This is a genomic window from Shewanella sp. P1-14-1 (assembly GCF_001401775.1).
In the GTDB taxonomy this organism is placed as follows: Bacteria; Pseudomonadota; Gammaproteobacteria; order Enterobacterales; family Shewanellaceae; genus Shewanella; species Shewanella japonica.
Genome location: NZ_LKTL01000005.1, coordinates 1 through 20,425, shown reverse-complemented (window position 1 = coordinate 20,425; position 20,425 = coordinate 1). Strand labels below are relative to the sequence as shown.

The following is a 20,425-nucleotide window of genomic DNA, read 5'->3' as shown; positions in this document are numbered from 1 at the left end:
AAACCGCCGATTGGCGGTTTTTTTATGCTTAGCATTTAATCATCACAACATAGATTATTGTGCGATTAAGCCATTATTGATAGCAATGATGTCATCTTCACTCAAGGTACCAGCAGCTTGTTTAAGTGCTAAGATTGAATTGATGTAACCGTATCGCGCATCAGATAACTGACGTTTTGAATCATATAAATCACGTGTACGGTTGAGTACGTCAACAATGGTACGTGTACCTACTTCAAAACCAGCTTGAGTTGCTTTTAATGCACTTTCAGAAGAAATCACTGATTGCTCGTAAGCACGGATTGAACTGATTGATGCACCAACGTTGTTAAAGTTATTGCGTACATCTTTTACAACACCACGATGAACTTGCTCTAGCTTCTCACTAGCTTCAACGTATTGGTACTGCGCTTGTTTAACTTGTGAAGATACTTTAAAACCTTCAAAAATCGGTACACTTAATGTCACTGCAATGTTGGCATTATCGTAATCGGCACCAGGGCTTTGCTCAAAACCTTTAGTGTAACCCGCACCTAAATTAAGCGATGGCATATGGCCTGCTTTATATAGCTCGATAGTTTTACTCGCGATATCACGGCCAATGCGTTGAGTCATCAAATCAATACTATTGGTTTCAGCCATGGTTAACCACTCTGAAGAGGTGGTTGGGCTTGGTGCACCAGCAGAGAATCGGTTGGTATCAAGGGTATTAATCGATTTATGATCTATTCCCGTGATTTCACGTAATGCTTCATAGCTGTTTGCTAATGTGTTTTCTGCAAGAATTTCAGTTGCTGAAGCTAAATCGTATTGAGCTTGCGCTTCATGCACATCAGTAATTGCGGTAAGGCCTACAGCAAAGCGTTGTTTAGTTTGCTCAAGCTGACGCTCAATTGCGCGTTTTTCTGCGCCTTGGAATTCATAGTTATCTTTTGCGGTTAATACATCAAAATAAGCAGTCGTTACACGAATAATTAATGATTGTAATGCCGATGCGTAAGCTGAATCAGCTTGTGATGCAGCCATTTCAGCAAGGTCTAAGCCAACCCATGCACTGTGATCGTAAATGACTTGGTTAAGGCTTAAACCACCAGTAAAACCTTCAGGCTTTTCGGTAGGCGAACCTTCTGAATCATTCCATGCTTTAGAGTAACCTACGTTAGCACTGATGGTAGGTAATAAAGGAGCACGGTTTTCTTCAATCGTTTCGTATAATGCATCACGTTGAGATTGTGCTTGCAATACAATTGTATCGCTTGTTAGCGCTTGCTGATAAATTTGGAGCAAATCATCGGCATTAGCTGCAGGTGCAGCAACCGCTAATGTTAGCGCTGCGTATAAAGAACGTATTTTAAATTTCATTTGCTGCCCTTTTAGACATGGCCTCCTAACCTGGAGGAAATATTAACTTTGTTGTGCACAGATTGACTATGTGAGCAAGATCGCTTTGTGTGTTTGTGATCCACTTAAAACTTTGTGCAATCCCGCTATGTATCTAGTGTATATGATAAAAAGACTATCATCTTTAAGCTAAATATCAACTTTCAAGTTGTAACAGACTTTTTTCACCTTACATGGTTAAATACAATACTCAGCTATTGGTATTTTTTATGGTGAATTTTATCTATTTCCTGCTGCTTATAGTATAGGAAACTACCATCGCAATACCAATAATGACTTTAGCAAATATCAAAAATCAACATTGGCTAATATACTCGATAAAATATTTCAAAGGGCTTACAAACTGTAAGAAAAAATATGAAAGATACTGAGATAATAGAACAGTTTAACGCATCTACTGATGTTGAAATAATTTCAACAAAGACCTTATATAAAGGTTTCTTTCAACTGGATGAGTATCGATTTAAGCATAAGTTATTTGCTGGTGGTTGGAGTGAAGAGGTCACCCGAGAGGTTTTTGAGCGTGGGCATGCCGTTGTCGTGTTACCGTATGATCCTGTTAGACGACAAGTCGTATTAATTGAACAAATACGCCTTCCTGCATTAGCAACAACTAATTCTGTTTGGCTTCTTGAACTCGTGGCAGGTATGATTGCTGCCGGTGAAGTACCAAGTGAAGTGGCTGAGCGTGAGTTATTAGAAGAAACCGGTTTAACAGCTTCCGAAGTCAATCTTGTAAACAGTTACTTAGCGACTCCGGGTGGTTCATCTGAGCGTTTTCATTTTTATTGGGCTAAAGTTGATGCTTCTAAAGCTAAAGGCATTCATGGTTTAGACTATGAACATGAAGACATCAAAGTACATGTTGTTGATGTTGATCTCGCTATGGAAATGGTTAACTCAGGTCGAATTGATAATGCGTCTACTGTGATTGGTTTGCAGTGGTTAGCACTCAATATAGATAAAATTTAACTGCCTAAGGTCCTGCAAAACAGATTTACCTTAACTATTGCTAAATAGCTATTGATATTGAAAGAGAGAACCCAGTGAGCCAAGTGAGTGAAAAAGAGAAGTATCAGCCTAATGTCAGTGCGTTTTTGGCACTGTGCGGGCGCAACTATGCCTTAATTCTAAAGTGGCTTCCTGAAGATGCCGCTTTAAATACTCCTTGGATTATTGCTGGGCAGTTTGGACAACTCCACGTCACATTACTTGAAAACACTAAGTATACTCAATTAATTGAAATTTCACGCCATTTGCCCAACAGTGATTTCCTTACCACACCTAAAGCTTGTGTGCGAGTCTATCATGATGCTCAATTAGCAGAAGTGTTAACTAGTCAACAGATTTATCGACTGAAAGCAGTGTATGATTATCCAAATGTACATATGCATCAAACGGATGAGAAGTATCAAGTTAATGCATTTCTGGAGGAGTTATTGAAGATTGGGTGTCGTCCTAAAGATATCAGTCTATCAGTACTCTAATACATTGAATTAATTTATGTTGGGATTAATTAGTGCTTAAACAGCCAGTGTCTTATTCAATTGCAGAAACGGATGTCGTGCGACTTATTCAAGTTACTGACCCGCACTTATTTGCAGATCCTGAAGCAAAGTTGTTAGGGGTGAGTACGGCTGCCAGTTTCCAAGCAGTACTAGACACATATTTGGCCTCTCAATATTCTGCTGATTTAGTGTTAGCCACTGGCGATATTAGCCAAGATTACTCTCCACAGTCTTACCAACACTTTTCTAGAGACATCGCTGCGCTCAATATCCCTTGCCATTATTTACCCGGCAATCATGATGATCCACGCTTGATGAGCTTGCATATGCAAGGGCCACATTTATTTGGCCAGCAACGAGTGCTGGCTGGAAACTGGCAAATATTAATGTTGGACTCTACTGTGCGTGGTAAGCCTGGTGGTTATCTTGCTGAACAAGAATTTGAACTTATTGATGCTGCTATAAAAGCAGAACCTAATAAGCATGTATTACTTGTGATGCATCATAATCCCATTTTGGTTAAGTGCAGCTGGCTTGATCAACACTGTATGGCGAATGGTGAGCAGTTTTTGGAAAGAATGGCCAAGTACCCCCAAGTTAAAGGGCTCCTATGGGGACACGTACACCAGTCTATTGATACAGAGTATCAAGGCGAATTTGGTCCAATGCAATTAATGGCCACCCCCTCAACCTGTATACAATTTAAACCGAAATCCTCTTACTTCGCTTTAGATGGCCTTCAACCTGGCTATCGTTTGCTGGAGCTTGCTAGCAATGGTAGCATTCAGACTCAAGTACATCGGGTAGCGGGCGAAAAATTCTCACCAGACAATGATGCTAGCGGTTATTAAACGTTAACGATTCATGTTGTAACCTGATGTATAAGCGAATGCTATTGCATTTTCAGGTTAATCACAGCGAGAGGAAATATGCTTCTCTATATACATGGATTTAATAGTTCTCCTCAGTCTGACAAAGCAATCGAGACGGCACACTATATACAGCGCTGTTTTCCAGATTTATCATTTATTCAACCTCAACTTCCTTCATCGCCAAAAGCCGCGATGGCCTTGTTATGTGGTATTGTTGAACAAGCAATAAACGAAGGAGAGTCTTTGTGTTTTATTGGGTCCTCATTGGGCGGCTATTTTGCGAGTTATTTAGCTGAAAAATATGGTGGTAAAGCAGTGCTGATTAATCCTGCTGTCACTCCATTTGAGTTATTCGATGAGTTTCTTGGACCGCAATATAACCCTTATACTGATGAGCACTATCAAGTGCTGCCTGAGCATAAAAATGATGTGGCTGAATTCAATACCGAAGTCATTAAACATCCCGACCGTTTTCTAGTATTTTTGCAAACTGGCGATGAAGTGTTAGATTATCGTCAAGCATTAACGAAATATCACTGTTGCGAGCTTCATTTAGAGCCAGGCGGTGACCACAGTTTTATTGGCTATAAAAATCAGCTAGATAAGATTTGTGACTTTTTAAAAATTTCTTAAACAGTTTTTATATTAGCCCCATATGTTGGGCTGATAATTGACCAAATGTGTGGACTATGACCAATCAATACACTTCTGATGCAATCGAGGTTCTTAATGGACTCGACCCAGTAAAACGCCGTCCAGGTATGTACACTGATACCACCCGACCAAACCATTTAGGCCAAGAGGTCATTGATAACAGTGTCGACGAGGCTTTAGCGGGTCATGCTTCTAAAATTGATGTGATTTTACATACTGACAACTCATTAGAGGTGACCGATGATGGTCGTGGTATGCCTGTCGACATTCACCCTGAAGAAGGGATCCCTGGTGTCGAGTTGATTCTAACGAAGCTCCATGCTGGTGGTAAGTTTTCTAATAAAAACTATCAATTTTCGGGTGGTTTGCATGGTGTTGGTATTTCTGTTGTCAACGCCTTATCAACCCGAGTTGAAATCAGTGTTAGACGTGATGCTCAAGTTTATGAAATGGCATTTGAGAACGGAGAAAAAGTTGAAGACCTCACTGTCACAGGCACTTGTGGTCGCCGTAATACGGGTACCCGTGTTCATTTCTGGCCAGATGCTAGCTATTTTGACTCTGGCAATTTCTCTATTACCAAACTCTTATATCAATTACGTGCAAAGGCAGTACTTTGCCCAGGCTTAAGAATTAAATTCACTAACAAGCAAAATGGTGAAGTGAATGAATGGTTTTATGAGAGTGGATTAACCGATTATTTGAAAGAAGCGGTTAAAGATTCGGTTCTTTTACCACAAGAGCCATTTATTGGCAGCTTCACAGGCAAAATTGAAGCTGCTGAATGGGCCATTACTTGGTTACCAGAAGGCGGGGATAGCATTTATGAAAGCTATGTTAACCTTATTCCTACACCTTTAGGTGGTACCCATGTAAATGGCTTTAGACAAGGTTTATTAGAATCAATGCGTGAATTCTGTGAATTCAGGAACCTTGTCCCACGCGGGCTTAAATTATCTCCTGAAGACATTTGGGATAAAGCGTCTTTTATTTTATCGATAAAGATGCAAGACCCACAATTTTCAGGGCAAACAAAAGAGAAACTATCGAGCCGCCAAAGCTCGGCATTTGTTTCTGGGATTGTTCGTGATGCGTTTGCATTATGGTTGAACTCGAATACTGAGCAAGCTGAGTTACTCGCTGAGTTGTGTATTAGCAATGCCCAGCGTCGCTTGAAAGCAGCAAAAAAAGTCGCTCGTAAAAAAGTCACTTCAGGCCCAGCGTTGCCGGGTAAGTTGACCGACTGTAGTGGCCAAGACCCAATGCGTGGTGAGTTATTCCTAGTGGAGGGTGATTCGGCAGGCGGTAGTGCAAAACAGGCTCGAGACAGAGAGTTTCAAGCTATCATGCCGCTACGAGGTAAGATCTTAAATACCTGGGAAGTAGATGCTTCGCAAGTATTAGCGTCACAAGAAGTACATGATATATCAGTTGCAATTGGCTGTGATCCTGACAGTGAGGATATTTCTGAGTTACGTTACGGTAAGATTTGTATTCTTGCGGATGCGGATTCTGATGGACTTCACATTGCGACTTTGTTGTGTGCGTTATTTATGAAGCATTACCGAGTTCTTGTTGAGAAAGGTCATGTTTATATTGCGATGCCGCCATTATTCCGTATCGATTTAGGCAAAGAAGTCTTTTATGCCTTAGATGAAGACGAAAAAAACGGTATATTAGACAGAATTGTTGCAGAAAAGAAAAAAGGCAAAGTCCAAGTGACTCGCTTTAAAGGTCTGGGTGAAATGAATCCGTTGCAATTAAGAGAAACAACAATGGATCCGAATACTCGCCGTCTTGTGCAACTCACAATTGATGATAATGAAGACACCATGGCATTAATGGATATGTTACTTGCTAAGAAACGTTCGCCAGACCGTAAAGTTTGGTTAGAGTCGAAGGGTGACTTAGCAGAGCTATAAGCCAACAAGGATTATGTTAGCTAATTGATGCGGCGCTAAAATAGGGCAAAAGAATAAATATAATGTCGAAAATAATAATTAAAATGGATACAAAGTTGGTGTCAAATGCGCTGAAAATGATATCAGTGTTCGCATTGGCTCAATTTGCTGCAGCAAAAGCTTTTGCTGCCGATCCTATGATGATTACTGTTACCAAGGGATTTGGACTCACTTTATATGCTTCTGATTTAGGCGACGCTAAACAGATGGCAATTGGCAGCCAAGGCACGTTATTTGTTGGCTCTAAAAAGAGTGGCACTATCTATGCCTTGGTCGATTCAGATAATGACGGTCAGGTGAATAAGCGATATTTAATCGGTAAAGGGTTAGAGTATCCTGAAGCCATTGCTTTTCACCAGGGCGATTTGTATGTTGCCGATGAAGATCGCATCCTTCGATACCCAGATATTGAGAATCGACTGCGCCGACCTGGACGCCCTAAGGAAGTGTACTCGGGTCTACCGAGTGTAGAGCGTAAACATGCTCGTGGCATGAAATTTGGTCCTGACGGTCGCCTTTACATTTCAATCGGCTCTCCGTGTAACGTCTGTGAAGCGCCAGCTCCTTTTGGCAGTATGCTTGCCATCGACCTTGATTCTGGCGATACAGAACAAGTTGCTTCTGGCTTACGTCGAGTTATCGGTTTTGATTGGGCACCGAGTACCAAACAATTATGGTTTGCTGATCAAGGCCGAAATTGGATGGGCGACAATATGCCAGCCGATGAGATTAACCGCATCGATGTTAAAGGTAGCCACTTTGGCTTTCCTTATGTACATGGAACCGATGTCGCTGAACCTGCCTTTAAAAAGCCTGATAACTTAAACGTAACAACGCCCGAGTTTGAACTCCCCGCACATGTTAAGCCAACCAGCTTACTTTTTTATTCAGGCAAGTTATTTCCTGAGCGTTACCATAACCAACTTTTTGTTGCCGAAAATGGCTCTTGGAATCGCTCGAGTAAGATTGGCTATCAGGTTGTGATGCTAACTCTTGATGACGACCAAGTTATTAAGCGTGAAAGAGTGGTAAGCTTTTTAGACGGAGAATTTCCCGTTGCTAGACCTTATGACCTGATTAATGCGCCTGATGGTGCAATGTTCATCTCTGATGACTTAAAGGGCAATATTTATCGCTTATTTTATAAAGCGACAGAACAATCACAGGATACGAAATAATGAGTGATGCGATTGAATTAAGCCTCGATGGTGTAGAGCAAATGCCTCTGCGCCGCTTTACTGAAGAGGCTTATTTAAACTATTCAATGTACGTGATCATGGATCGCGCTTTGCCGCATATTGGCGATGGTTTAAAACCGGTTCAACGTCGTATTATCTATGCCATGAGCGAGTTAGGATTATCCGCTCAATCTAAACATAAGAAATCAGCCCGTACAGTCGGCGATGTGTTAGGTAAATATCACCCACATGGTGATAGTGCATGTTATGAAGCAATGGTGTTAATGGCACAACCATTCTCCTATCGCTACCCGTTAGTTGACGGTCAAGGAAACTGGGGGGCACCGGACGATCCTAAATCATTTGCTGCAATGCGTTATACCGAAGCAAAACTGTCAAAGTTTTCGGAAGTACTATTATCAGAGTTAGGTCAAGGTACGGTTGATTGGGGTGTTAACTTTGATGGCACAATGAAAGAGCCTAAGTCATTACCCGCTCGTTTACCTCATATCTTATTAAACGGTATCACGGGTATTGCAGTAGGTATGGCAACCGATATTCCGCCACATAATGCCAGAGAGTTAGTTTCTGCTTGTGTGGAGTTACTGGAAAATCCTAAGGCTGATTTAGCGCGCTTAATGGAGTTTGTTCCGGGGCCTGATTACCCAACCTATGCAGAAATCATCACACCAAGTAAAGATATTGCCAAAATCTATGAAACCGGTCGTGGCTCTATCAAAATGCGCGCAGTATACGATAATGATAATGGTGAAATCGTTATCAGTGCACTACCTCATCAAGCTGGCAGTGGTAAGATTCTAGAACAAATCGCGAATCAAATGCAGGCTAAAAAGCTGCCTATGGTTGCGGATTTACGAGATGAATCAGATCATGAAAACCCGGTAAGATTAGTGATTGTTCCTCGCTCAAATCGCGTTGATTGTGATCAGTTGATGGCGCATTTATTTGCTACTACCGATCTTGAGAAAAGCTTCCGAGTTAACTTGAATGTACTGGGTCTTGATGGCCGTCCAAAAGTGAAAGGCTTAAAAGAGCTATTAACTGAGTGGTTAACCTATCGTATTTCGACAGTCACTCGTCGCTTGCAATTCAGGCTCGATAAAGTACTCGCTCGACTACATATTCTTGATGCATTAATGATTGCGTTTTTGAATATCGATGAAGTCATCGAGATTATTCGTTTTCATGATGAACCCAAAGCGGAGTTAATGTCTCGCTTTGCGTTATCAGAAAAGCAAGCTGAGGCCATTTTAGATTTAAAACTTCGCCATCTAGCTAAACTTGAAGAATTTAAAATTAAAGCTGAACAAGAAGAGTTGGCTGCTGAGCGTGACAAACTAGAGTTAATTTTAGGATCTGAGCGACGTTTAAAAACATTAGTTAAAAAAGAACTGATTCAAGACGGTGAAACGTTTGGTGATGATAGACGTTCGCCTATCATTGAGCGTATAGAATCTAAAGCATTAACAGAGCAAGAATTGACGCCTGCTGAGTCTGTGACTGTTGTGTTATCTGAAAAAGGCTGGGTGCGTTGCGCTAAAGGTCACGATGTCGACGGTGAAGCACTCAATTACAAATCAGGTGATGCATTCTTATGCAGTGCGAGCGGTAAGAGTAACCAACCGAGCGTATTCATTGATTCGACTGGGCGGGCTTTTGCTACAGATACTCATACTTTACCTTCTGCGAGAAGTCAGGGTGAGCCAATTACCACTCGATTTAATTTATCGCCAGGTGCAGTTATGCGTCATGTACTACTTGGTACAGACTCGCAATGTTATTTATTAGCTAGTGATGCCGGTTATGGCTTTATTGGTTCGTATGCAGACATGGTGAGCCGAAATAAAGCCGGTAAAGCTTTGTTAAGTCTCCCAGCAAATGCGCAATCGTTAATGCCTAAACTTGTTAATAAAGGCGTAACACAGTCTATTATTGCGATTACCAATGAAGGCAGAATGCTGATATTTGATGTGGATGCTTTACCGCAATTATCGAAAGGTAAAGGTAATAAAATTATAGGTATTCCGACGGATCGTTCGAAGAGCCGTGAAGAGTTACTCATCCATTTAGATATTATCCCTGAAGATGCCTCAGTGACCTTGTGGGCTGGTAAACGTAAGTTAACCTTGAAACCATCTGATCTTGAGCATTACCGCGGTGAAAGAGGCCGTCGAGGCGCTAAATTGCCTAGAGGTCTTCAACGCGTTGATAGTGTGCAAATTGAGTTAGGTAACCAAGCAACTGAAACAGAAGTTGAAACGACTGAGTAAGACTATAGGCTCAATGATAGTGAATCATTGAGCGACTTTCTCGAGATAAAAAAATGCAGCCCTTAGGCTGCATTTTTTATGAATTTGATTGATATGAAATCTGCTGGAATAAGGTAGGGTTAGACCTTATGCAACTTCGTAGAAGTTTGGTTCAACATCCACTTGAGCTTTAATGATGTTAGTTGCCATACGTGAACATTTACCACATTGATCAGCCACACCTAAGCGCTTTTTAACGTCAGCTAAAGAGCTGTCGCCATGCTTGCTGACTGCTTCTCTAATTTGGGTATCAGTAATGCCGTGACAAAGACAAACGTACATAAAGCCTCTTCATTTATTCTGATTGCGTATCTTTTGCTTTATTGCAAAAGATTTTGTGCTTAATTAACTATAACGCAATTGTAAATGAAAACAGTTCTCATTGCTAATAACTTTTTTAACTAAATGAGTTTGAGGAGTAAAAGTAATGGTTATTACAAACTGTTAAATAGCTCACAAACTCAGTGAAAACGCGAGTTGTGAAATAATTTAGGGGGCCGCCTGCAAACTGTAGTAAACCGTTAAACAACTCAAAGTGGCAACTTACAAAAAGTAGATTTAGCACTTTAGGTGAATATTCGGTCTCATTATGTGGTCACAAGCAAGGCTTTTAAGCTGAAAGTCTCAGCTTTAACTAATAACCTTTTATAAAGTCGACTTGATGTTTTAGCGGGTACTGTTGTCGCCACAAACGATAGTTATCAGCGAAGACCTCGACCACTTGCTCAGGGAAACTTGGTGCAGCGATATGCGGGGTGATTATGGCATTAGGACATTGCCAAATGGGGTGCTCACTGCTTAATGGTTCTTGATTAAAGACATCAAGTACCGCATGTTGTTTGGGTTGTTGTTTGAGCTGTTTTGCAAGAGCATCAAGGTCAAGTACATTACCCCTTCCTAAGTTAAAGAGCACAGATTCTGAAGGTAGCAGGGCTAGCATGTCGGCATTTAATAAATTCTCTGTATCGAGCGTGCTAGGTAAGATGCTCGCTATAGCTTGTGCCTTGGGTAAATAAGTTGCAAGCTGCTCGATAGTATCAATATGATCAAAATAGGGTTTACTGACGGCACTTTTACTTAGGCCTGTTACTGTCATTCCAAAATGTTTGGCTGTTTGTGCAATATGCTGCGCAATGGAGCCAGTGCCTAATAACAGTAAATGTTGACCCTGTAAGGTTCGGAAATTACCTGGAGCCCATTGTTGTTGTTGCTGTTGTTGTTTATATTTTGCATGTTCACGCTGATGAGCTAATAGGTAGCCAAATAAATACTCGCTCATTAGCGGTCCGAAAATACCTTTAATGTTCGTGAGAGCATAATCGTGGCGTTGCCTTGAGCCAGTAAGCTTATCAACGCCAGCAAAAGTCGATTGCATCCACTTAAGTTCAGAACCTAAATTGAGCAGTGGGGCTGCCAGTTGAGGCTCAGCAAACCAGATATCGGCTTCACAAATACTGCTTGGATCATCTCCTAGAATGGTTAACTCAGGTAATTGGCAATGCGACAGCAGTTGACGGTATTTATCATTGTCTTGAGTTAACAGTAGAAGTTTGTGTGCCATATGGTTTCCCAGTACGTTTTTATTGACATAAATTGAGGTTGTTTAATGAATCAAATCATAGCATTTCTAGCTAAAATTGGTGCAATGCTACACCCTTGGATGAGTGAAATTGCCACTGCACTTGTGGCGTGCGCGATTGTTATCTTTGCGACCGACATCAACCGTATATTACGCAAATCGTTAGCTGGCAGTGGCTTTTTTGTTCGCACAAGTGCATTTGTTATGATCAATGCTTTTGGCTACGGTTTGGCTATTGTTAGTATTAGTCCTTGGCTAGCGGGCCAACTCCGTAGCATGCCTTCGCAATGGATGCTGTTACTGGTCATAGGTATCTTTTTCGCCATTGGTGCTTGGGCGCAGCGAAATAGGCAAGTGTGAGCCTTAACTCTAAATACTAATCCCTAAACCCTAAATATTAAATAAGCACTCATAACCCATGCGCTAACTTATCCAAACCAATGTTGATGATCTTCATTAGCATTTTGACTCAAAAGTGCATCTGCGGCTTTATCGGGAAAGTTGCTGAAAATGCCATCAACGCCTAAGGCTTTTAACGCCTGGATGTCCTCAGGGACATCAACCGTGTATACATATATTTTAGCCCCTCGTTGATGTGCATCTTTCACCATTTCATGAGTAACAAAATGAATATCCACATGAATAGAGTAGGCGCCTAACTGTGTAACGGATTCCGCATAATTGAGCGGGACACCAGAGAGAATTGGGGCGACTCTTGCCTCTGGAAGATGTTGTTTAACTTGCGCTAAGTACGGTTGATTGAACGATGAAATGAGTAATTGCGCTTGAGTAAAGTTTAACTGGCTAATAAGTGCAGGGTACATTTCAATTACTGGCATAGCAGTGTGATAGCCTTTAAGCTCGATATTGACGATACATCGACCATTTATCAGGCTCATCACTTGCCAAAATGTCGGAATTGAATGTTGTTTTATCTTGGCTTTATTGATGGCATCTTTGCGGCTTAGATGAACTAAACCTTTGCCGGAAGTTTTGTTTTCAAGGCGTCTATCATGAAAAACATAAAGCTCACCTTCAACGTTATATACGTCTAATTCAATGGCTTGCACATTTAGTTGTAATGCTTTTTCCATTGCTGCTAAGGTGTTTTCTACTTCATAACCGCTAGCGCCGCGGTGGGCAAAAATTAGCATTGAGTTAACCTTTAATTATCTGATTAATATCACGAGGTTGGCCATTATTGATATGGATTTCCATCTGTGGATACGCCAACTCTACTTGGTTTTCTTTTAGCTTCTTACAAATGCGTTTATGCAGACTGTGTCGAAGAGGCCAGCGATCATTCATGTCCTTAGCATAAGATCTGACTTCATAATCTTGGGTGTGTTGGCCGAATCCCGCAAACCAGACTTCAGGCTCAGGGAAGCTAAGGGACAATTCAGACTCACGTACCGCTTGATGTAATAACGCTTCAACTTTTGATGGATCGGCGTCTCGCTGTACTGACACACTGACGATTACACGGGTTATAGGATCTGAAAGTGACCAATTGACTAATTGCTCTGTGATAAATGCCTTATTGGGCACAATAATTTCTTTTCTATCCCAGTCAACAATTGTGGTAGCACGTATTTCAATTTTACTGACGGTACCGGTTAAGTCACGAATCGTAACGGTATCGCCAATTCGGATTGGTTTTTCAAATAAAATAATTAAGCCAGAAATAAAGTTGGCAAAAATCTCTTGTAGTCCGAAACCTAAACCAACCGATAATGCCGCGACAAGCCATTGTAGTTTTGACCATTCAACACCGATGGTAGAAAAACCAACCAGAAGGCCAATAAATACCACAAGGTAGCTGCTGACAGTGGTGATCGCAAAGCCAGTACCTGGAGTTAACTCTAAACGCTGCAGAATCGTTAGCTCTAACAAGCCGGGTAGATTTTTGGCTATCATGGCCGAAAAACCAACAATAATGAACGAGAAGAATATTGACTTCAGTGTAATGGGGACTTGTTGTTCAATGCCATTGACTACGGAATGAGTATTCCACAGTGTTATCCCATCTAAGAATGAAAATAATGCAGTATGAGTTTGTGAAATTAAGCCTAATAGGCTGCCAAAAAATGCCAAAATTAATAATGAACGAACCAAGCCTAAGGATTGGCTTGCAATGGTTTCTAAGTCAACAATTGGCTCTTCGTAATTTTCATTAGCGTCTGCTGCATGATTGAGTTCACCACGTTCTCGTTGGGCTAGACGCTCAGCACGGCGAGCTTTAGCACGGTCAAAAGCAATTAATCGACGCTCAATTAACATCCAGCGTTTGATTAATTGATAAAGCAGTAAAAATCCAAGCCCTAACAGCAATGACAACTGCACTTGCAGTAACACTTGGAACGCACTGAAGTAATAACCAACGGTAGCTAGCACCACACATCCGCAAGGCACGATAATTAAAAATGCCCACATGAGCTTATTTAGCAGCTTCATGTTTTTACCGTCATTTGCGCTTTCACGATAGTCAGTGATAAATGCGTACAAGTCTCGGTAGAGCACCAATAACGTAATGGTAAAGAGTAAAAAGGCGCCGCGACCAATGCTATTGCGGATTAACGAAGTATCAATGGCCTCAGTAAAGCCCATAATGCCAATAAGTGGCCAGCTGATAAGAATAAAGCGTAAGACTTTTTCTTGCATACGCCTGACAAGGGGTTGTGGTCGTCTAAAGTGACTGATCATAATCCCGTTATCTAATGACAATAGGGCGAAGAAACGATAGACCCAGTAACTACAACCGATAGACAGTACACCAACACCAATGGCGTGGACAAAGTTTAACTCTGAAGAGAATAAAATAAGGCCTGCAAGCAATAAAGGCAGCGGCTTTAATAATGAATAAACTAAAGATAAAACTAATGTTTTAGCGGTATAGATAAACTTATCTTGAGTTACATTACCAACATATTGTCCATAGCGTTCCATGGTTTGGTTAAACTTTGGGGTTAGTAAATCTTGAGCCATTAGACATAAGATCAAGATGATGACCCACCATGCCCAGTAAATATTTTGAGATTGCCAAGCCTGTTTTAACTTTTCTCTTTGTTGTGCTTGTGTCATCCACACCGTGGCATTTTTTAAATCAATCAGCCATAAACCACTAATACCTGCCGCATTCGGTACCCAAAATAAATGTTCATTTAGGGTGTTTTTAAGCTCTAAATATATTTGGTTGAGCTGCTCATAACTATTTCGCAGTTTAGCTTGTTCATTTAGGTAAACATCATAATTTTGTACCAGTTCTTCTATTAAACTTTGCTGTGATTCCAATAGCTTAATTTGGGTGTTATTTAAAAAATCTTGATTACTGAGCTGCTGTTTGTTTAAGGCTTTTTGCTGCTCAGCTTGATAGCGCTTTAGTCTAGAGTCGGCGACTTCGGCCAGCAAGGCATCTTGACTCGGAGGTTTTGGGAGTGATTGCAACATCTGCAAAAAGCGGTCACCAAAGGCGGAATTCGTTTCAACCCACGTAATTTGCTCTTCGACATTGGCGAGCTGTAATGCATGGGTTTGGTATTGTCTTTCGGTTTTTTCTTGCAAGCTAATAACGGCGCTTATGCTATCTGTGATACGGATAAGCTCCTGAGCATATTGCTGGTTTTTATTACTGATTTCTTGCGAAACAACATCGGCAAGCTGCTGTTCATCGATGATGTTATTCGCAATGGTATTTGCTGCTTGTTGTTGGCGATGACGACTATTTTGTTTATTGAGCGCTTCAATCAGTTTTTCTTGCTGAGCATGCTCAATGCGCAGTAACTGCAGCTGCAATTGCGCGATTTGCTTTTGTTTAGGGCTGCTTGCATGCTCGGCTGATAAAGTTGCTATGTGTTGTTCTAATAATTGACCTTGCAACACATGTAATTGACCTAACGGGGTATCAACTGGTGCTAATTGAGTGCGCTTGAACTGATTAAGCGCATCTTTAGCCTGACGAATTAAGCTAGGTAATTGTTGCTGTCTTTTACTTAAGCTGAGTAATTGTTTGCTGAGTTCATTTTCGGATTGTTTTTGCTCAGACAAATGATAATAAGCCATCGATGCTTGCTGGCTAATGTCAATTTTACTATCAACGAATACTTCGGGCGCTGGTTGATTGATTTGAGCAGTTAATTGCTCAAGGGTTGTCTCACTATTTTGTTCAAGTTCAAGATAGCTTTGTTCTTCATCATTCAGTTTTTCGATGCTGGCTTTAACATTATCGATTTGAGTTGGAATGTCGATGACTTGATTAGAATTATTACCTTGGGAAAAGCCCAAGCGTTTATCAAGCTGCAACGGAGAATTTGCAGAAGCAAAGAAAGTACAAAAGCAAAGTAGAAAAACCGCAATACGAAACATAGAAAAGAGATTGCTTGTGAGAGACTAATACAATGGTAACAAAAACCTGAGTTTACGCTTTATTTTTTTTGTTATTTTGCAGAGTTTCGAAGATTGCTGTGAGCAAGATAATCATTCCGCCAATTACTGTATTCATATTCACTTGTTCATTGAGCAATATGATGGCTAACAAGGTACCATAAAAGGGCTGTAGGCATGAGACTAGTCCAGCAGTTTTAGCACTTAGACTCCGCAGTGATGATGCAAATAATGCGTGTGGTGCAGCAGTAAAAAACACCCCTAGGACGACAATAGATAACCAAATATCTGCACTAATTGATGTGATATCGGTTTCTAACCATGGTGCAAGTACAATGACGGCAATCAAGGTTTGATAAAACATGGCTTGGGGGCCGCTATAGCGAGAGAAATATTGTTTATGGCAAATATTACGAGCTGTAAACAAGGCTGCAGAGATAATCCCTAAAGCAATACCGAAGGTAACATCGTTTTCTAAATTGGGCTCTGGTATCAGCATGATTACGCCAGTTAAAACAGCGATGCCAGAGAGAACATCAACCTTACGTAATCTACTTTGACTAAAAATTGGCTCGACAAGGACTGTCATCACCGGATAGGTGAAAAAAGCAATCATCCCGATTGAGACGGAAGCTAGCTGCATTGAGGCAAAATAAGTGACCCAGTGTAGGCTAACTAATACGCCAAGCCCTAAGGCAATAAAATAATCCTGAACATGTGAAAGCAACAAACGTTGTTGGTTAACTTTTACAATCGCAGCCAATACAAAAAAAGCGATGGCGCAGCGAAGCACGGTAATATCGAGGGCACTTAAAGGAATGATTTTAGAAAATAACGCCGTGCCACCAAAAAGTAACACGGCTATATGCAACTGCATGAGTCCGCTTTGAGTTGAATGAGCGGTCATTGATGTTCCACTCATTTCGGGGCCTTTTACAGTCACTAAGTGCTGATTCGCTTACTTGAGGTGTGCGAAAGCTTGTCCCATACGGGTTGTTTCGGTTGGCTCAACACCTTCAGCAAAGGTATCAATGGCATCTTGACCAAACAACATGACCACAGTTGAACCTAATTTGAAGCGACCCATTTCAGCACCTTTTTCAAGTGTTAATGATTCAGGTCCTTCAGTTGGGTAATCCCATGTAAATACTTGCTTGCCGCATGGTGGGGTAACAGTACCTGCCCAAATGGTTTCAATACTGGCCACAATTGTTGCGCCAACTAGCACCATTGCTAATGGACCCACTTCAGTTTCAAAAATAGCGACGACACGTTCGTTGCGAGCAAACAGCCCAGGTACATTTTGCGCTGTTAATGGGTTTACTGAAAACAACTCACCAGGTATGTAAGTCATTTTAGATAAAGTGCCAGTCATTGGCATATGGATTCGGTGGTAATCCTTTGGTGCAAGGTAAATCGTCGCAAAGTCACCACCAGTAAAACGTTCAGCATCTTTTTGCTGACCACCTAATAGAGCAAGTGTGGTGTAATCATGGTTTTTAGCTTGGACAATTTTTCCAGCTTCAATTGGACCGCATTGACTTACGGCACCGTCTACAGGATGCGCGATGATTTTGTCATCTGCAACGATTGGGCGTAAACCAGGTTTTAATGCGCGAGTGAAAAAGGCATTGAAAGTTTTGTATGCTTCAGGCTCACTTTCTGCAGCTTCTGACATATCAATCTTATATTGTTTGATAAACCATTTGATACCAGCGGTGGTAATTGCTCCCGCTTCAGCGGCTGCAAGTTTACCCACTAAACGTGATAGTAAATGTTTAGGTAAGATATATTGCAAAGCAATTTTAACAGAATCCAATTGAATACCCTTATTAGTTAGTTTTATCTTGAGTGTAAATAGTCATTTTCAGCAATACTGAATTAAAGATCGTCAGCTCTAAAGTGTCTGGCGTGACGTTGCTCGTCAAGGCTAGCAATGATTCGATGATAGTTATTAAATCTATCTTCGGTTATTTTCCCATCTGCTAAGGCGGCTTGCAAGGCGCAGCCGGGATCATTACCGTGTTTACAATCGCGAAACTTGCAAGTACCGATAAAATCTCTGAATTCAACAAAGCACCAGCCAACACGTGGAGCAGGCAAGTGCCACAAGGCAAATTCACGTACACCGGGTGAGTCGATTAAGTCTCCACCACTCTCGAAATGTAATAATTTTGCGGTAGTAGTAGTGTGTTGACCAAGGCCGGAATTGTCTGAAACATCACCTACTTGTAGATCAGCATCTGGCATCAAGGCATTAATAAGGGATGATTTCCCTACGCCTGATTGACCTGCAAACACACTGATTTTATCAGACAGAAGGGATTTAATTTGCTCGACCCCTTCACCTGTATGACTGCTCACCATGTAGACTGGATAACCAATTTGCCGATATCGATCAAGAGCCAGTTCGACTTCTTCTCGGTTATCATCATTTAATAAATCCATTTTATTAAGAATGATGACAGGTGGAATTTCAGTGTCTTCTGCGGCAACTAAATAGCGGTCGATAATTTGAGTCGTAAAACTCGGCAATATTGAAGAAACAATCAGTATTTGATCAATGTTGGCCGCGATGATTTTTACGCCGTCATATAAATCTGGGCGAGTTAATGAAGATGTGCGCGGATGAACCGCTTCTACAATGCCACCAACTCCACGATCGGTTTCCGTCGCAAGACGCACCAGTACCTTGTCACCTGTCACTAAACTGGTGATGTTTCGGCGAAGGTTACAACGGGCGACGATGCCATCTTCAGTTTCAATATCTGCATGTTGACCAAAACGGGAAATTACGATTCCCTGCTGTTCTGGCCCAAGTAGACTATCCTGTAAATCATTAGCCGTATCAGGTTTGTCTTTACGCTTAAGGCGTTTACTTTGATTGTCGCGCATTCGGCGCTTTTGACTTTGGCTTAGCGGTTTCTTTTTACTCACAGGCGAATCTTCATTAATTAGGTGTTTTTTTGTCGTATAAAAAAACAGTATGATACACCCTCTTTAATAAAAAAGCCTGAATTTAGGGCTTTTGACAGAATAAGGCAGATATTATGGCTGTAAACTCGAGTAATCTGATTTGGGTTGATTTAGAAATGACGGGTTTAGAGCCCAGTGTCGATCGAATTATTGAAATTGCGACGATAGTGACAGATCAAGAATTGAATATAATTGCCCAAGGCCCAGTGATGGCAGTTCATCAGTCTGATGACGTGCTTAATGGCATGGATGATTGGAATCAAAAGCACCATGGTGAATCCGGATTGATTGAACGTGTTAAAAACAGTCAATATTCTGAAGAAGATGTAATTAAAGCCACGATTGAGTTTTTAGAGCAATATGTTCCGAAAGGCGCGTCGCCTATGTGTGGTAACAGCATTGGTCAAGATCGCCGTTTCTTGAATAAATACATGCCTGAATTAGAGGATTTCTTCCATTATCGCAATATCGATGTGAGCACAATTAAAGAGCTGACTAATCGTTGGAAGCCTGAAGTAATGAAAGGCTTTAGTAAGAAGAATACTCATCAAGCATTGGAAGATATCAAGGAATCCATTGCTGAATTGCAGTTTTATCGCCAAGAAGTATTTAAAATTTAAGCAAACGAACTTTTTTTTTAAATTAGGGGTTGCAGTGTAGTGAATATTACATATAATGCGGCCTCAACTTTTTACAGCAAGATTCATTGCTGAATGAAGTTGAAGATTGAAAATTGCAGCACCAAGATGCGACATTAGCTCAGTTGGTAGAGCGATACCTTGCCAAGGTATAGGTCATCAGTTCGAACCTGATATGTCGCTCCAATTTTCAATATAAAATTTGAAATGCGACATAAGCTCAGTTGGCTTTGGTTTAAACGATACCTTGCCAAATGTGTTGATAACGCAACAAGATGCGACATTAGCTCAGTTGGTAGAGCGATACCTTGCCAAGGTATAGGTCATCAGTTCGAACCTGATATGTCGCTCCAAATTTTAAAAATTGAAATATAGATACGACATTAGCTCAGTTGGCTCTGGTTCAAACGATACCTTGCCAAATGTGTTGATAACGTAACAAGATGCGACATTAGCTCAGTTGGTAGAGCGATACCTTGCCAAGGTATAGGTCATCAGTTCGAACCTGATATGTCGCTCCAATTTCAATAGCAAGTTTTGTAAGGCGACATTAGCTCAGTTGGTAGAGCGATACCTTGCCAAGGTATAGGTCATCAGTTCGAACCTGATATGTCGCTCCAAACTTTCCCCATCTGTATACTCAAAGCAATCTATTCCAAGCAATATATTCTAGGTAAAATTTCCAAGCACAATGTCCAAACAAAAATAGCTCAGTTGCGCTTTTAGCGTAGTGATACCTTCTTGTTGCCAAGGTATAGGTCATCAGTTCGAACCACTCTTTTTGAAAACATTAGGTCGCTCCAAACTTCCCCCATCTGTGTATTTCAAGCAATTTATTCTAAGTAAAGTTTCCAAGCACAATGTCCAAATAAAAATAGCTCAGTTGCGCTTTTAGCGTGGTGATACCTTTTTTGTTGCCAAGGTATAGGTCATCAGTTCGAACCACTC

17 protein-coding genes and 4 tRNA genes are annotated in these 20,425 nt (G+C 41.1%); 13 read left to right on the top strand and 8 right to left on the bottom strand.

What is annotated here, in order from left to right; translation table 11 throughout:
* Positions 1-54 precede the first annotated feature (54 nt).
* Positions 55-1,362 (bottom strand): outer membrane channel protein TolC, encoded by a 1,308-nt coding sequence (gene tolC, locus AN944_RS04655; RefSeq protein WP_055023435.1) that lies wholly within the window; start codon positions 1,360-1,362, stop codon positions 55-57.
* Between the two features lie 396 nt (positions 1,363-1,758).
* On the opposite strand from tolC, the gene nudF reads away from it, so the two are divergent.
* The 7 genes from nudF to parC all read left to right on the top strand — a co-directional run bounded on the left by nudF (position 1,759) and on the right by parC (position 9,865).
* On the top strand, positions 1,759-2,373 hold the full coding sequence (gene nudF / locus AN944_RS04650; protein WP_055023434.1) for an ADP-ribose diphosphatase: 615 nt from the start codon (positions 1,759-1,761) through the stop codon (positions 2,371-2,373).
* A gap of 74 nt (positions 2,374-2,447) precedes the next feature.
* Positions 2,448-2,888 (top strand): DUF1249 domain-containing protein, encoded by a 441-nt coding sequence (locus AN944_RS04645; protein ID WP_055023433.1) that lies wholly within the window; start codon positions 2,448-2,450, stop codon positions 2,886-2,888.
* A 32-nt stretch (positions 2,889-2,920) separates the two neighbouring features.
* Positions 2,921-3,760 carry a 3',5'-cyclic-AMP phosphodiesterase gene (cpdA, locus tag AN944_RS04640; RefSeq protein ID WP_055023432.1) on the top strand — a complete coding sequence of 280 codons (840 nt, stop codon included), beginning with the start codon at positions 2,921-2,923 and terminating at the stop codon, positions 3,758-3,760.
* A gap of 78 nt (positions 3,761-3,838) precedes the next feature.
* On the top strand, positions 3,839-4,414 hold the full coding sequence (locus AN944_RS04635) for a YqiA/YcfP family alpha/beta fold hydrolase (protein WP_055023431.1): 576 nt from the start codon (positions 3,839-3,841) through the stop codon (positions 4,412-4,414).
* A gap of 56 nt (positions 4,415-4,470) precedes the next feature.
* Positions 4,471-6,357: a DNA topoisomerase IV subunit B gene (gene parE, locus AN944_RS04630; protein WP_055023430.1), complete on the top strand. Its 1,887-nt coding sequence runs from the start codon at positions 4,471-4,473 to the stop codon at positions 6,355-6,357.
* A 116-nt stretch (positions 6,358-6,473) separates the two neighbouring features.
* Entirely contained in the window at positions 6,474-7,574 is a 1,101-nt protein-coding gene (locus tag AN944_RS04625; RefSeq protein WP_055023611.1) for a sorbosone dehydrogenase family protein, read from the top strand.
* Entirely contained in the window at positions 7,574-9,865 is a 2,292-nt protein-coding gene (gene parC / locus AN944_RS04620; protein WP_055023429.1) for a DNA topoisomerase IV subunit A, read from the top strand. Before AN944_RS04625 ends, parC begins: the two co-directional genes overlap by 1 nt.
* A 126-nt stretch (positions 9,866-9,991) precedes the next feature.
* Here the strand turns inward: parC and AN944_RS04615 are convergent, their stop codons facing one another.
* Together AN944_RS04615 and AN944_RS04610 are read right to left on the bottom strand one after the other, a co-directional pair.
* On the bottom strand, positions 9,992-10,186 hold the full coding sequence (locus AN944_RS04615) for a bacterioferritin-associated ferredoxin (protein ID WP_055023428.1): 195 nt from the start codon (positions 10,184-10,186) through the stop codon (positions 9,992-9,994).
* A 352-nt stretch (positions 10,187-10,538) separates the two neighbouring features.
* Positions 10,539-11,465 (bottom strand): D-2-hydroxyacid dehydrogenase, encoded by a 927-nt coding sequence (locus AN944_RS04610; protein WP_055023427.1) that lies wholly within the window; start codon positions 11,463-11,465, stop codon positions 10,539-10,541.
* Positions 11,466-11,510: 45 nt separating this feature from the next.
* Between AN944_RS04610 and AN944_RS04605 the strand changes: the two genes are divergently transcribed.
* On the top strand, positions 11,511-11,843 hold the full coding sequence (locus AN944_RS04605) for a DUF3392 domain-containing protein (RefSeq protein ID WP_055023426.1): 333 nt from the start codon (positions 11,511-11,513) through the stop codon (positions 11,841-11,843).
* Positions 11,844-11,911: 68 nt separating this feature from the next.
* Here AN944_RS04605 and AN944_RS04600 read toward each other — a convergent pair whose 3' ends face one another.
* The 5 genes from AN944_RS04600 to rsgA all read right to left on the bottom strand — a co-directional run bounded on the left by AN944_RS04600 (position 11,912) and on the right by rsgA (position 18,800).
* The gene (locus AN944_RS04600) at positions 11,912-12,637 is read right to left on the bottom strand and encodes a glycerophosphodiester phosphodiesterase (RefSeq protein ID WP_055023425.1); all 726 of its coding nucleotides are present in this window, start codon (positions 12,635-12,637) and stop codon (positions 11,912-11,914) included.
* Positions 12,638-12,641: 4 nt separating this feature from the next.
* Positions 12,642-15,845: a mechanosensitive ion channel domain-containing protein gene (locus tag AN944_RS04595; RefSeq protein WP_055023424.1), complete on the bottom strand. Its 3,204-nt coding sequence runs from the start codon at positions 15,843-15,845 to the stop codon at positions 12,642-12,644.
* 52 nt (positions 15,846-15,897) lie between these two features.
* Positions 15,898-16,785 carry a DMT family transporter gene (locus AN944_RS04590; protein WP_231919111.1) on the bottom strand — a complete coding sequence of 296 codons (888 nt, stop codon included), beginning with the start codon at positions 16,783-16,785 and terminating at the stop codon, positions 15,898-15,900.
* A 36-nt stretch (positions 16,786-16,821) separates the two neighbouring features.
* Positions 16,822-17,682, bottom strand: a complete 861-nt coding sequence (asd, locus tag AN944_RS04585; protein WP_055023423.1) for an archaetidylserine decarboxylase — start codon at positions 17,680-17,682, stop codon at positions 16,822-16,824.
* 62 nt (positions 17,683-17,744) lie between these two features.
* Positions 17,745-18,800, bottom strand: a complete 1,056-nt coding sequence (rsgA, locus tag AN944_RS04580; protein WP_055023422.1) for a small ribosomal subunit biogenesis GTPase RsgA — start codon at positions 18,798-18,800, stop codon at positions 17,745-17,747.
* A 113-nt stretch (positions 18,801-18,913) separates the two neighbouring features.
* On the opposite strand from rsgA, the gene orn reads away from it, so the two are divergent.
* The 5 genes from orn to AN944_RS04555 all read left to right on the top strand — a co-directional run bounded on the left by orn (position 18,914) and on the right by AN944_RS04555 (position 20,097).
* Entirely contained in the window at positions 18,914-19,459 is a 546-nt protein-coding gene (gene orn, locus AN944_RS04575) for an oligoribonuclease (RefSeq protein ID WP_055023421.1), read from the top strand.
* Positions 19,460-19,587: 128 nt separating this feature from the next.
* A tRNA-Gly gene (locus tag AN944_RS04570) sits at positions 19,588-19,663 on the top strand.
* 91 nt (positions 19,664-19,754) lie between these two features.
* Positions 19,755-19,830 (top strand) — tRNA-Gly (locus tag AN944_RS04565).
* A 92-nt stretch (positions 19,831-19,922) separates the two neighbouring features.
* Positions 19,923-19,998, top strand: a tRNA-Gly gene (locus AN944_RS04560).
* Positions 19,999-20,021: 23 nt separating this feature from the next.
* A tRNA-Gly gene (locus tag AN944_RS04555) sits at positions 20,022-20,097 on the top strand.
* Positions 20,098-20,425 lie beyond the last annotated feature (328 nt).